Origin of the sequence: Tabrizicola sp. (assembly GCF_016792905.1) — a bacterium.
Taxonomy (GTDB): domain Bacteria; phylum Pseudomonadota; class Alphaproteobacteria; order Rhodobacterales; family Rhodobacteraceae; genus Tabrizicola.
In genome coordinates this window covers 21,149-34,270 of record NZ_JAEULP010000069.1, presented here as the reverse complement: position 1 = coordinate 34,270, position 13,122 = coordinate 21,149, and the positions used below count along the sequence as shown (strand labels likewise).

Sequence of the window (13,122 nt, the reverse complement as noted above, 5' to 3'; positions counted from 1 at the left end):
CTTATCCTTTCACGCCGCCGAAGGTCAGACCGGCAATCAAATGTTTCTGCACAAGGAAGGTCAGGATCAGCGCCGGGACTATGATGATCACCGCCATCGCGCACATGCCCGCCCAGTCGATGGTGAACTGCGCCGTGAAGTCGAGAAGGCCCACAGGCAGGGTTTTCGAAGTGGTGGAGCGGGTCAGCTGGCTTGCCAGCGCAAACTCGTTCCACGAGGTCAGGAAGGCGAACACCCCCGCCGCCGCGATCCCGGAGCGGGCCAACGGAAACTCGATCTTCCAGAAGGCCTGCCAGCGGGTGCAGCCATCGACCTGCGCCGCCTCGGACAAGGACAGGGGGATCTGCCGGAAGAAGCCGTCGATCAGCCAGATGGTGAAGGGCACGTTCAGACTGACATAGACGATGATCAGGCCCAGCTTGGTGTCGATGATGCCCAGCTTGCTCCAGATGATGAAGACCGGCAGCGACAGCGCGATCCCCGGCACGGCGCGGAACAGCATTAGGCCAAGGAAGATGCCGCCCTTGCCGCGGAAGCGATAGCGGGCGAAGGCGTAACCCCCGGCCATGCCGATGGCCAAAGCGATGAGGGTCGAGGTCAGCGCGATGATCAGCGAGTTCATGAAGTAGCTGCCGACCGGGATCGCCACCTGATCGGTGCCAAGCCCGAATATCTTGCGGAAATTGTCGAAGGTCGGATTTTCCGGCACCCACACGGGCGGCTTGGCCAGAATCTCCCCATTCGGACGGAAGGCCGACAGCACCACCCAGAGGCCGGGCACGCACATGACCACCATCAGAAGGAAGGCCAGCGCCGTCAGGCCCGCGCGCTTCACCTGCTTCGAGGTCTGGCTTTCGACAACTGCACTCATTGCGCACCCCCCATGTAGCGGCGGGCCGCAACCAGCTTGCGGTAGAAATACCAGGTGAAGAGGATCGACAGGATGGTCGAGACATAGGCCATGGCGTTGGCCATCCCCATCCGCGAATTGTCGTAGCCGACCCGCCCGATCAGTGTCCACAGGATCTCGGTCCGCCCCGCCGGTCCACCGTCGGTCATCACCGTCACGATGTCATAGGCGCGGGCCACATCCAGCGAGCGGATCGCCATCGCGATATAGGCGAAGGGCATCAGGAAGGGCAGCGTGATGTGCCGGAAGGTCTGCCAGGCATTGCAGCCGTCGACCTTGGCGGCCTCCAGCGGGTCGCGCGGCATGGCGAAAAGTCCGGCCAGGAGCAGGATCGCGAAGACCGAGGTTGACATCCAGACTTCCGCGATGGCGATGGAAAAGAACGCGAGCTTGCCATCCACCAGCCAGGGGATCGCCCCGTCCGACAGGCCAAGCGATTGCAGTGCGTTGTTCACGATGCCGATGTTGTCGTTGAACAGGAACTTGAACATGAACCCGACCAGGATGGGCGAGAACATCATCGGGAACATCATGATGGTGCGCAGCGTCCGCTGGCCCCAGGTGATCCGGTTGATCAGCAGCGCGATGCCAAGGCCCAGCAGGAATTCGACGTTCAGCACGACGGTCAGGAACAGGACGGTGCGCCCGAACGGGATCCAGAACTCCGGGTCCGACAGGATGCGCGCGTAGTTCCTGAACCCGACCCAGTCGTAAAGACTGGCAGGCTTGGTCAGGCGAAAGCCGGTGAAGCTGGTATACATCGAGAACACCAGCGGGAACACCACCACAAAGGCCATGGTCAGCATCGCCGGCGTCAGCAACAGGAATGGCGTGGCGCTTTCGCGTCTCCAGAACGGCATCGCTCCCCCTCGGTGGGCGTGGTGCAGGGATCGGTGGGGGCGGTCGCAACCGCCCCCCGGGTCATCGGATCACTTGATGTAACCCGCATCCTCCATGATGACCTTCGCCTTCGCGGCAGCGTCATCCAGCGCGGCCTGCGGCTCCATCTCGCCCAGGATACCCTTCTGCAGGTTCGGCCAGATCACGTTCGACACCTCGATCCACGGCTCGATCAGCGGTGGGGTGAAAGCATCTTCCGCCATCGACTGGCTGTAGGTGTTGAACACCTCGACCATGAAGGGATTGCCCGCGGCTTCGAATTCTGCCGTGATGTCCTTCCAGACCTGGGTGCGGGTTGGCAGCAGGCCCTGACGCGCTTCGATCATCTGGTTGTCGTGATCGGTCAGGAAGGTGACGAAGGACACCGCCGCCGGCTGGTTGTCGCAGGTTGTGGTGATTGAGAAACTGTGGCTGCCCGACCAGCCCGACCGCTTGCCGCCATCGCCCTTCGGCGCCCGGACCAGACCCACGTCGCCCGCGATCTTGGAATTGGCCGGATCGTTGAAGAATGCGGCCCAGCCCGCCCAGTCAAGGTCCATCGCTACCGTGCCCGAGGCGAAGCCCATCCCGGTGTCGTCCCAGAGATAGTTGAGCGACCCGGCTGGAACCGCCTTGGCGTCGTAAAGCTCCTTGAACCACATCAGCGCCTTCAGACCGGCGGGAGAGTTGAAGGTCGGGTTCCAGTTTTCGTCGAACAGCGCCCCGCCGTTGGCCACCAACATCTCGTAGAAGCGACCGGTGATCGCCTCGTCCTTGCCGACGAACTGGGTGCCGAAGAAATCCGGCGCCTTGGCGAAGAAGATCGCCTGATCCTTGAACTGGTCGAAGGTTTCGGGCGGCGCAAGGTCATAGCCATACTTGGCCTTGAACGCGTCCTTGTTGGCCTGATCCTCGTAGAGCGATTTCTTGTAGAACAGGTTCGAGATGTCGGAATGCCGCGGCAACTGCACCAGCGAACCGTTCACCGTCGCGTTCTTCAGCGCCAGCGCGTCGAATTCGGCCAGAACCTCGGGCTTCATCACGCCGTTCAGGTCGATGTAGATGTCGCCGTACTGCGGCGCAAAGGAGGTGTGGTTCGAGGCGACGCAATAGTCGATCGTCCCCGCCGCGACGTCCTGCTTGATCTCCTTGTCCAGCTCGAAGTGGTTCTTGCGGCTGACGATCTCCACCTTGGCGCCGGTCGCCGCTTCCCATTTCGGGATCTCGGCATATAGCTTTTCGTACTGCGCGCCGCCGATCAGCTTCACACGCAGCGTGTAACCGGCATAATCGCCCCAGGTCTCGTCGGCCGAAGCCATGCCTGCAACGGCGACCAGCGCCGTTCCAACCATCAGTGCAGTGATCTTCCTCATCTCATCCTCCCAGATATGGCGCCGTTGCGCCGATTCATTCACACCGCCATTGCCGGAGGTGCGCCGTCGCCTCGGGACCCGGCCCCAAGACCGAACTCCCGGATAATCCTGTCGCGTCCCTCGCCAAGCGCGGGGGCCGCGCGGTCGTGGTAAAGCGCCGCCCCGTCCAGCCGGATCGGCCCCCGCAGCGTGTCGAGCGTGGCATCCGGCCCCGTGATGCGCTGGACCATGCCAAGGCGGCGAAAGGCTTCGGACTGAAACAGCGCCGGCCAGTCCAGCACTTCGGCGCACCAGATGTCGGCGGGTTGCAGGATCGCCAGCCAATCCTCCGTTGTCTTCAGCTCCACAGCTTCGGCAATGCGTGCCTTGATCGTGTCGCGCTCGGTCATCGCCGCTGACGCATCACCATAAAACCGCTCCAGCCCGCCGATCCCCATCAGCCCCGCCAGCCGTTCCAGCGAAGGCGTCATGGCCAGCGCCAGCCAACCGTCGCCGGTCCGGTAGACGCCATAGGGCGCGCCCAGATAGGCATGGGCGCCATTGACTGCCGCGCGCACCGGCATGCGGTTGCCGTCGTTCAGATAGGTGGTCAGCACCTCGAACTGGAAATCCAAGAGCGCCTCGATCAGGGAGGTTTCGACCTTGGCCCCCCGTCCCGTCCGCGCCTTGCGGACCAGCGCGGCAAGGATGCCCTGTGCAAGCGCATTCCCCGCCATCATGTCGGCCACCGCCAGACCCATCGGCATCGGCGGATCGTCGCGGCTTCCCGTCAGCCATAGAAGACCCGAGCGCGACTGCGCCAGAAGATCCTGTCCCGGCAGGTCGACCCAGGGACCCTTCTCGCCGTAGCCAGAGATCGACCCGAAGACGACGCCGGGATTGAACGCCTTCACGTCCTCATAGCCGAAGCCCTGCCGGTCAATCACGCCGGGGCGGAAGTTCTGCATCACCACGTCGGCCCGGGCCAGAAGTTCTGTCACCATGGCCCGGTCGCCCGCATCGCGGAGGTCGGCGGTGAAGCTTTCCTTGTTGCGGTTGATCGCGTGGAACAGGCTGTTCGCGCCGCCGATGTCGGTATCCGACAGATAAAGCGTGCGGCACAGGTCGCCGACGCCGGGCCGCTCGATCTTGATCACCCGCGCCCCCAGATCGGCCAGCCGCAGCGCGCAGAGCGGCCCCGACAGGAACTGGCTGAAATCGACAACGAGGATGCCCTCCAGCGGCAGCGTCATGCGCGGCTCTCCCGGTAGGCCGCATCGAGGGCGCGGATGGTTTCGGGAACTGTGGCCTCACCCGTCAGGCATCGGTGAACGATGCTTCCAGCACGGTCCTGCAACCCCATGTAGCCGTCATAGCGCGGCCGCAGCCAGGCGGTGTTCAGCGTCCTGCGGGTGTTGCGGAAGAAGTCGCGCGTTATGGCGTTGCAGGCACCGTCCTCCCAGGCTGCTGCGTGCGCAGGCTGGCCACCGCTTTCGGTGAACAGGCCTTTCTGGCAATCGCCCGCGGCGATCCAGAAGGCATAGTCGACGGCAACCTGGGGATGCTTGGTGAAAGCCGAAACCGCGATGCCGGTGCCGCCAAGGACGGTGCCTGTCGGGTCCGGCTGCTTGACGCCCGGCGCATCGTGGAAGGTCAGCGGGAAGGGGCAGAAACCGGCGCGCGAATAGTTGGTATAGCCATAGCCAAAGGGCGAATAGTGCGGCCCGTCTTCGTTTCGCCCCATCCATTCATAGATGCCGATCGGGTCAAGCATCAGCACACGCTTGTCCATCAGCGCAACGATTTCCCGCAGCAGGTCAAGGACATGGCCGGCCTCGTTGGGGGCCATCAGCCGGTCTGGCGCTTCTGCGATGTCGTAGCCAAGGTTCCGTGCGAGGCCGAAGAACGTCATCAGCGCGTTGATCGGGATCAGTGCGAAACCCGCCCTGCCCTGCCGGGCAAGCGCCAGAACCTCGCTCCAAAGCGTCGGCGCGGCTTCCAGCCTGTCGGGGCGCATGGCAGCCACGGGCGTTGCCGTGTCGATGGCCAGCGCCCATTGGCGTCCAGCAAAATTGTAGGACGGATGCGACAGCCCGACCGAGCCCGCCGCCAGGGCTGCCATCTCGGCATCGCGCAACCCGTCCAGCGGCAAGAGATTGCCCTGCTTGGCCACCTCGCCCACATGCGGATGGTCGATCACCATCAGGTCATAGGTTTCCGCCATTTCCGAAATCGGCCGGTCAGCGAAAGCCTGAAGCGAACGGCGTTCCCAGTCGATCGTCACGCCGGGATGTGCCCGGGCATAGGCGGCGGAGGTCGCAACCATCGGATCGAAGCCACGGGCGTGGTCCCAGGTCATGCCGCGAAGGGTGATCTCAGCCACGGGCCTTCTCCTTCGCGGCCATTTTCGCCTGCGCTTCTTCGGCGAAGCGCGCGGGATCGCGGTACAGCGCGGTCAGCAGATGTTCGGCGTAAAGCACCAGCTCGCCCGGCGCCTTGTAGACGGAGTAGCTGACCCGCAGCTTGCCCATCCGGTCGTTGTGAACTTCCTTCGAGAGGTTCTCGCGGATGGTGTAGATCGTGTCGCCGATGAAGACCGGCTTGATGAAGCGCAGCCGGTCATAGCCGTAGCTGAACGAGTTCAGGCAGTTTGTCGCGGCAAGCCCTAACCCCAGCGAAAACACGAAAGCCCCGGCGACAAGGCGGCGACCGAAGACGCCCTCCTGTTCGGCGAAAAGTGCGTCGCTGACATAGGGATGGTGATCCATCACCAGGCTGTTGAACTGCATCGATTCGCCTTCGGCGATGGTCCGGCGGATCGAACGGATACGGTCGCCGACGATGAAATCCTCGAAATACCAGTCTTCTGCATTCCAGACCGGAACAGCGGCATGGTCCTCAGGCAGGCCCGGCAAGCCCCGTGCGTGAACCCCGATTTCGGCCATTCATCCCCCCTGCCGCTTTCCGCAGCCTCGGTCGCAAGGTTGATCATTTATTTTCATTTGTCAAAATCTTTTTTATGAAAGAAAATGCATGCAGACAGGGATCGGGAGGAAAAGGTGGAGCAAGAGCAGTTCTTCGAGGACTACATGGTCGGTGCCGCACGGCAGACACTGGGCCGCACGATCACCGAGGCCGACATCGTCTTTCACGCCGGGCATTCGGGCGATTTCTTCCCGCATCACATGGATGCCGAGTTCTGCAAGGGCCAGCCGTTCAAGCGCCGCATCGCCCATGGCACCATGACCTTCGCCATCGGCATCGGCCTGACCGCGACCGTCATCAACCCGCGCGCCATGACCTATGGCTACGAACGGCTGCGCTTTCCCACGCCGGTCTTTGCGGGCGACACGATCCGCACCACCGTCACCATCGGGCGCAAGGCGGATGATCCGAAGCGGCCGAACCACGGCCAGGTGGTCGAAATCTGCGAGACGAAGAACCAGGATGGCAAGACGGTCATGTATTGTGAACACATCCTGCTGGTCGAAAAGCGCGAGGGGACGAAATGATCGAGGATTTTGCCCAGGACTGGCCCGCTCCGACCAGCCCGTTGCCGATTGTGCTGATCGGCGCCGGCGGCATCGTGCGGGATGCGCATCTTCCGGCCTATGCCAAGGCCGGGCTGACGGTGGCAGCGGTGGCGGAGATCGACTCGGGTCGTCGCACAGCCCTCGCCCGCGATTTCGCCATTCCCCAGACGCATGCAACCGTTACCGAAGCCGTGGCTGCGCATGGCAACTCCGTGGTCTATGACATGGCTGTCCCCCCTGTCGCCATCGTGCCGATCCTCCGCGACCTGCCCGATGGCGCCGCAGTCCTGATCCAGAAGCCGATGGGCAGCGATCTGGCCAATGCCCGGGAAATCCGCGCCATCTGCCGGGAAAAGCGCCTGAAGGCCGCCGTCAACTTCCAGCTCCGCTTCTCGCCGATGATGATGGCGGCGCGGCAGGCGGTCGAGGCCGGGCTGATCGGCGACAAGCTGGAGATCGAGGTCCATCTCAACATCTTCACGCCCTGGACGCTGTTCCCCTTCCTTTTGCCGATGAAGCGGGTCGAAATCCTTGTCCACTCGATCCACTACCTCGATTCAATCCGCGCGATCTTCGGCACCCCCAAGGCGGCCTTCGCCCGCTCGATGGGCGATCCCCGCGCCCCCGGCTTCGCCCAGACCCGCACCACGGCGATCCTCGATTGGGGCGACCTGCGGCGCGGGGTGATGAGCATCAACCACAACCATCAGGGCGGCAGGAAATTCCAGTCGGCCTGGTTCCGCATCGAGGGGACGAAGGGCGCGATGATGGTCAAGCTCGGCGTCGACTTCGACTATCCGCACGGCGAGGCGGACGAACTGTGGTTCTGCGAGAACGGCGGCGACTGGCGGCAGGTGCCCCTGACCGGCAGCTGGTTCATCGAAGCCTTCATGGGCCCGATGCGCAACCTGCAACGCTTCGCGACCGGCGAGGACAGCGAGCTGTTTTCCGGCGTCGAGGATGCCTACGAGACGATGGCCCTGGTTGAGGCCTGCTTCACCGCGCTGGAGACGCCCGCCGTTTCGCTTGATCTGTCGTAGCCACGGTCCACGGCACCGCCACCCAGGCGGCGGGTCAGCTTGTCGGCAATGCCGATCGCTTGAACGCAGCAATCCGCCAGGCTGACCGACTCGCCGAAGCGTTCGATATGGGGGACGGTCAGTGCCGCAACGGCATGGCCCGAGTGGTCGATGATCGGCACGGAAATGTTCACCACGCCCTTGACGACGAAACTGTCCACCACCTCGTGTCCGCGTTTCCTGATGTCAGCCAGATCGGCCCGCAGCCGGGTTTCGTCCGCGCCCGCGGGCAACGGGGTCCGCCGCAGCATTTCGGCCAGCCGGTCCTCATCCTGATAGGCCATCATCACCCGCCCCGACGATGCCCGCCACAAATCGACCCGCGTGCCGAGCCGTACCGACATGACATGCCGCGCGGGCGGGTCGACCTGCCCCACGATCAGCACCGCATCGTCGGACAGGATCGCCAGGTGCACCGACTGGTTGATCCGGTGCGCAAGGTCGCGCATCAGGGGTTCTGCCGCCGTTGTCAGCCGCTGGATCAGCGGCGTCCGGTGCGCAACCTCGAACAGGCGCATCGTCAGCCCGTATTTTTCGGACGCCGGATCCTGGGCGATATAGCCGCGCTCCTGCAATACCACGAGCATGCGAAAGATCTCCGACACCGACCGGCCAAGATCCCGCGCGATTTCGCTCAGCGACAGTCCGACCACCGACGAGGACAGCAGTTCAAGGATATCCAGCCCTTTCTCTAGCGCGGGCGCCGTATATCGTTGCGCTTTGTCTTCGGCCATGGCGGGAAGGATCCGATTGCAGCATGGTTCAGCTTGTAAAGACAATAGTGGCAGTCTCGCCATGGTTCAACGTTCGACCAACAAGTCCGTGGGCCTGCCCAAGGAACCAAGGGCCGGGTGACGGCCCGCTCGCCGCCTTGTGTCATTCCCGGCATCGTTCTGCGTGCCGGACGGGATCAGCCTATCGCTGTCCCTTCGATGACCGCAGCTGGGAACCGACCCACAATCCGGTCCATCGTCTCGCGATCCTCAGCCAGACATGCCGCGGTCGAGAGGGCGTCCGCCAGCGCGGCCGAACGCGCCGAAATGCTTATGCTGTGCCAGGTCGGGCCAACGGGGCGCGCGGTCCGCGGGTCAAGAATGTGGCTCGTGATGCCATCAGCGCCAAAGGTCATTCCCAGCGGCGCCGAGGTTGCGAGCGCCCGATCCCGCAAGTCCAGTCTGCCGCCCGGTTCCAGCTCGACCGGCCAGCCGCCGTCGGGCAGCGCCACCATCTCACCAGTGTCAATCAGGGCACGGGTCAGACCATGTGCGGCCAACAGCGCGGCGACGCGGTCCGCGACATAGCCCTGGGCGATGCCGTTCAGCGTAAGTGCCATGCCGGGACGGAGCGTGATGGCCTCCGGCTCCAGCCTGACGGACGCCCAGTCGATCAGCGCCCCGGCAGCCGCCCGCTCGATGTCCGACAGTGGCCGCCCCGCCTCGCGCGCCAGCGCCTCCGCCCGCCACAGCGGCTGGACTGTCGGATCGAATCGTCCCTCGCTTGCGGCATGGACCGCACCCGCCAGCGCAAGGCATTCCAGAAGCTCGAAGGCCGGATCGCGAAGCTGACCCTCTCGGTTCAGCCGGACGAGCGCAGAGTCGGGCAGGTAAAGGGAGAACACCCGCTCCAGCCGCCGGATCTCGGCCATGGCCAGCGCGGCAAGCTGCGGCGCTTCGGGATGTTGCAGCCGCAGAGTGACATTCGCGCCAAGGGCGATGCCGGTTTCAACATGCAGTTCGGATTTCTGCGCAAACGCCATTGAGGGGGCCAGGGCGGCCGAAATGGCGATGAAGCGGCGACGGGTCAACATGGTCAGCCCCCAGTTCCGGACAGTGATTTCAGGCGGCGGGCATAGTCGTCGTCGCCCCCGGTGAGATCGGGGGTCAGGGGCGTGAGCGCGCTGTCGGGGATCGCCTCCAGCCCCATGATCGAACCTCCGTGCAGCGCCGCGAAGGCGCGGGCCTTGGCGGGGTCGGCAAAGGGCGCAAGCTCCGGCGCCCCCATGCCGCCGGTCACATCGGCTCCTACGACATAGGTGGCCTTCGTGGCATCCGTCCAGTTCTCCGCGCCGGGCTGGTCCCAGGTTGCCCCCGCAGCCCCCATGTCGCTGACATAGATCGCAAGCACGGTGTTGCTCTGCTCAGGCAGGCGGAGGTAGGTCACAAGGTCGCTCACCTGGCTGAAGAACAGGGGGGCACCGGGCAGGCCGTCGAGATGGACCTGCCCCTTAGGACCCTCGTGCTCCAGGAGGTTCATCTGGCAGAAGTACCCCAGCGTTTCCGGTGTAAGCGGCAGCGGGTCGGTGTTCTGGGCGATATCTTCCTGGCAGGCGGATAGAGCGAGAGCGAAGAGAAGGACGCGCTTCATGGCGTTACCTTTCGGAAGGCGGCGATGGCGAGGGCCAGCGCGGCAAGCGGCCAGAGCAGGACCGAGGCAAGCGATTGCCACAGCGGAATGGCGTCCGCGGCCCCGCCCACCCCGGCGGCGGCGGCAGTGGCACCCGAGGCGGTGAGGTTGAACAGACGGAACGCATCGGCCGGGTTGGCCAGGAGCGCGACCGGGAAGGCGTCAGTGGTGAACCAGCCGCCGTTGTCGGCGACGATGGCCGAAAGAAGCGCGAGGTCGTAAAGGACGACAAGGCCAAGCCAGAGCCCGATGGCGAGGCCTGCCGCTCCGGAGGGACGGCGGCTTAGAGCCGAAAGAGCATACCCCGCGCCCAGGAAGGTCGCGCCCAGCAGGACCGAAGACCAGGACAGCCGCCACAGCGCCGACAGCCCGTTCACCGCCGTCGGATCAGACCAGAAGGTGACGGCGGCAGCTAGACCGTGCCCCAGCAGGACCGCCAGCGCCAGGATGGCAAGATGGGCAAAGAGCTTGCCCGTCAGTATCTCCCACCGCGCGATTGGATAGGCGAGAAGGAGGGGCAGCGTACCCCGTTCCGTCTCTCCGGCTATGGCATCGAAGCTCATCAGCAGCGCGAGAAGCGGGATCAGGTAAACCGACAGCGAGGTCAGCGAGGCGACCGTGACAGACAGCCGGTCCACCCCCAGCCCGCCGGTCGGAGCGGAGCCAGCCAGCGCGAGGACCAGCGAAAAGACCGCCATCAGCACCATCGCGATGGCGACCCAGCGGTTGCGGAGCGCGATGCGGAACTCGGTTCGGGCGGTTGACAGGATGCGGATCATTGCGCGGTCCCCTGGCTGAAATGGGCGTAGAGATCCTCAAGGCTTGGCGGAAGCACTTCGAGGTCGGCCACCTTGTCGCCAAGCCCCGCAATACGGCCCAGCGTTTCCAGCTTCTTTGACTGCGGGCAGGTCAGGTGCAACGCCCCGTCGACCAGGATTGCGTTGGGTAGTGCCCGGGCGATGTCGGGCGCATAGCCATTGCGCGCAGTGACATGAAGCGCGACCGGCAGGTCAGCCCGGCGGCGCAACTCGGGCAGCGAGCCCTCGGCGACCATCTGCCCCTTGGACAGGATCACGATGCGGTCGGTTCGCGCCTCCACTTCGGTCAACGCGTGAGAGGATAGGAGGATCGACGCGCCTTTTGCTGCAAGATCGTCGAGAAGCGTATAGAACTCGCGCCGCGAAACCGGATCGAGGCCCGAGGTCGGCTCGTCCAGCACCAGAAGGCGGGGATGACCGATCAGCGCCTGCGCCAGCCCGACGCGCTGTCGCATGCCCTTGGAATAAGTGCCGATCCGGCGGCGGGCGGCTTGGGCGAGACCGACCTTCTCCAGAAGCGGCATCGCCAGCGACGGACTTTCGCCGCGCAGAGTCAGGTAGTGTCGGATCATCTCCAGTCCGGTCAGCGCCGGATGGAAGGCGGCATTTTCGGGCAGGTAAGCCGCAGCGCGACGGGCGGCGGCCGAACCGGGGGCGGCGTCGCAGATCGTGACCTGACCGCTGGTCATCGGGATCAGGCCAAGGATGATCTTCATCAGCGTCGACTTGCCCGCGCCGTTGTGACCAAGCAGCGCCACCCGTTCGCCGGGAGCAACGGTCAGGCTGACCCCGGTCAGCGCGGCCACCTCACCGAAGCGCTTAGTGAGTGCCGAGATCGTCAATGTCGAGATCATCGTAATTGCCTTTGCTCCAGCGTCCCGCGACGGCCGCTTCCATGGCGGCAACGTCAGCTCGGACGGGAATGGTGATGGGCTGCATCAGGGGATGGCTGTCGGTCACGCCGCCCGGCAGGATCGCCGGAAACGAGGACTGCGACCAGCGCACCAGCTGCACGGCGGGAGAGCCGGTCAAGAGTTTGGCTGCGGGTTGCGACCACAGGATATGGTCCATCAGGTCGTTCGGGCGATAGACCCCGTCGGCAATGCCATCGCCGTTCAGGTCGAAGGCCGGATGGTCCGACCAGTAGTTGCCGCGCCCTTCGAAGCTCCACTCCATGAACCTTGTGCCGACGTATTTCACCTGCTCCTGGTTGGCGATGAAGGCGTTGCCGGTCAGCATGTTGCGTTCCGATCCTGCGGTGAAGTGGATGCCGATGCCGCAGCCTTCGAAGCGGTTGTTCGCGATCAGGTTCTTGTGGGCGTTGTAGATGAACAGGCATTTCTTGGTGCCACCTCGCACGAGATTGCCCGCCACATCGGCGTTGTTGGCGAAGTTCAGCATCAGCCCGTGTTCGCGGTCGCCCAGCGAGAGGTTGTCCTTCACCACCACGCGGTCGCTGAACATAATGGCAAAGCCCAAGTGGTTGCCGATGCTGATGTTGCCGCTGATCTCGCTGTCGTGGGTGTACATGTAGTGGACGGCGAAACGAAGGTCGCGGAACAGGTTGTTCTTGTAGGTGCCCTTTTTCGACGCGTTCGAGAAGATGCCGTCGCGGCCCCAGCGAACGTCGTTGCCCTCAATCACGGTGCCGGGACTGTTCCAGACGTAGATGCCGTTGCCGCGTTCGTTCATGCGGGGGTTCTTGCGGCCTTCGATCACGTTGTCCACGACCCGGGTATCCAGCCCACCATGCACATCCACGCCATGCATGTTGTCGGTCAAGAGGTTGCCCTCGACCCGCGTGCGGTCGGCGCCCTTTACGATCTTGACCGCAGAGTCGATGTCGGCGTTGACGCCGCCCGAGCCGGTCATGTGCAGGCCGGTCAGCACCACGTCGTCGCCGGTGACGGTGATGACGGTGCCTTGACCCTGGCCGTCGATGGTGGCGGTGCCGTCACCTTGCAGGGTCAGGGTCCGGTCGATGGTGACGGGGCCAAGATAGGCCCCGCCCGAGAGGATCAGCACATCGCCGGGGGCCGCCCCGGCGATGGCTGCGGCCAGCGTGCCCTTGCCCGGCTGGACATGCACATCCGCCGCCGAAATCGGCGTGGACAGCAGGACCAGCAGGGTGATCAGGCGCGCGAACAT

14 protein-coding genes are annotated in these 13,122 nt (G+C 64.4%); 2 read left to right on the top strand and 12 right to left on the bottom strand.

Annotated features, from left to right (window positions below; genetic code table 11):
• Position 1: 1 nt before the first annotated feature.
• The 6 genes from JNL31_RS14670 to JNL31_RS14645 form a co-directional block, all read right to left on the bottom strand.
• Positions 2 to 871, bottom strand: a complete 870-nt coding sequence (locus tag JNL31_RS14670) for a carbohydrate ABC transporter permease (RefSeq protein WP_294974680.1) — start codon at positions 869 to 871, stop codon at positions 2 to 4.
• On the bottom strand, positions 868 to 1,770 hold the full coding sequence (locus tag JNL31_RS14665) for a carbohydrate ABC transporter permease (protein ID WP_294974678.1): 903 nt from the start codon (positions 1,768 to 1,770) through the stop codon (positions 868 to 870). Before JNL31_RS14665 ends, JNL31_RS14670 begins: the two co-directional genes overlap by 4 nt.
• Before the next feature lie 69 nt (positions 1,771 to 1,839).
• Positions 1,840 to 3,162, bottom strand: a complete 1,323-nt coding sequence (locus JNL31_RS14660) for a sugar ABC transporter substrate-binding protein (protein WP_294974676.1) — start codon at positions 3,160 to 3,162, stop codon at positions 1,840 to 1,842.
• Positions 3,163 to 3,200: 38 nt separating this feature from the next.
• Positions 3,201 to 4,394 (bottom strand): CaiB/BaiF CoA-transferase family protein, encoded by a 1,194-nt coding sequence (locus JNL31_RS14655; protein WP_294974674.1) that lies wholly within the window; start codon positions 4,392 to 4,394, stop codon positions 3,201 to 3,203.
• The gene (locus tag JNL31_RS14650; protein ID WP_294974671.1) at positions 4,391 to 5,524 is read right to left on the bottom strand and encodes an extracellular solute-binding protein; all 1,134 of its coding nucleotides are present in this window, start codon (positions 5,522 to 5,524) and stop codon (positions 4,391 to 4,393) included. Before JNL31_RS14650 ends, JNL31_RS14655 begins: the two co-directional genes overlap by 4 nt.
• Positions 5,517 to 6,086 (bottom strand): MaoC family dehydratase, encoded by a 570-nt coding sequence (locus JNL31_RS14645; protein ID WP_294974669.1) that lies wholly within the window; start codon positions 6,084 to 6,086, stop codon positions 5,517 to 5,519. Before JNL31_RS14645 ends, JNL31_RS14650 begins: the two co-directional genes overlap by 8 nt.
• Before the next feature lie 84 nt (positions 6,087 to 6,170).
• On the opposite strand from JNL31_RS14645, the gene JNL31_RS14640 reads away from it, so the two are divergent.
• Positions 6,171 to 6,653, top strand: coding sequence for a MaoC family dehydratase (locus JNL31_RS14640; protein ID WP_294974666.1), 483 nt, complete (start codon positions 6,171 to 6,173; stop codon positions 6,651 to 6,653).
• A complete protein-coding gene (locus JNL31_RS14635; RefSeq protein ID WP_294974663.1) occupies positions 6,650 to 7,714 on the top strand; it encodes a Gfo/Idh/MocA family oxidoreductase in 1,065 nt (354 codons plus the stop codon). The genes JNL31_RS14640 and JNL31_RS14635 overlap by 4 nt, the downstream gene beginning before the upstream one ends.
• Here JNL31_RS14635 and JNL31_RS14630 read toward each other — a convergent pair.
• The 6 genes from JNL31_RS14630 to JNL31_RS14605 form a co-directional block, all read right to left on the bottom strand.
• A complete protein-coding gene (locus tag JNL31_RS14630) occupies positions 7,639 to 8,487 on the bottom strand; it encodes an IclR family transcriptional regulator (protein ID WP_294974660.1) in 849 nt (282 codons plus the stop codon). The genes JNL31_RS14635 and JNL31_RS14630 overlap by 76 nt on opposite strands.
• A gap of 176 nt (positions 8,488 to 8,663) precedes the next feature.
• On the bottom strand, positions 8,664 to 9,560 hold the full coding sequence (locus JNL31_RS14625) for an FAD:protein FMN transferase (RefSeq protein WP_294974659.1): 897 nt from the start codon (positions 9,558 to 9,560) through the stop codon (positions 8,664 to 8,666).
• Positions 9,561 to 9,562: 2 nt separating this feature from the next.
• Positions 9,563 to 10,117 carry a nitrous oxide reductase accessory protein NosL gene (locus tag JNL31_RS14620; RefSeq protein WP_294974657.1) on the bottom strand — a complete coding sequence of 185 codons (555 nt, stop codon included), beginning with the start codon at positions 10,115 to 10,117 and terminating at the stop codon, positions 9,563 to 9,565.
• Positions 10,114 to 10,935: an ABC transporter permease subunit gene (locus JNL31_RS14615; RefSeq protein ID WP_294974655.1), complete on the bottom strand. Its 822-nt coding sequence runs from the start codon at positions 10,933 to 10,935 to the stop codon at positions 10,114 to 10,116. Before JNL31_RS14615 ends, JNL31_RS14620 begins: the two co-directional genes overlap by 4 nt.
• Entirely contained in the window at positions 10,932 to 11,828 is an 897-nt protein-coding gene (locus tag JNL31_RS14610; RefSeq protein ID WP_294974652.1) for an ABC transporter ATP-binding protein, read from the bottom strand. Before JNL31_RS14610 ends, JNL31_RS14615 begins: the two co-directional genes overlap by 4 nt.
• The gene (locus JNL31_RS14605) at positions 11,794 to 13,122 is read right to left on the bottom strand and encodes a nitrous oxide reductase family maturation protein NosD (protein WP_294974650.1); all 1,329 of its coding nucleotides are present in this window, start codon (positions 13,120 to 13,122) and stop codon (positions 11,794 to 11,796) included. The genes JNL31_RS14610 and JNL31_RS14605 overlap by 35 nt, the downstream gene beginning before the upstream one ends.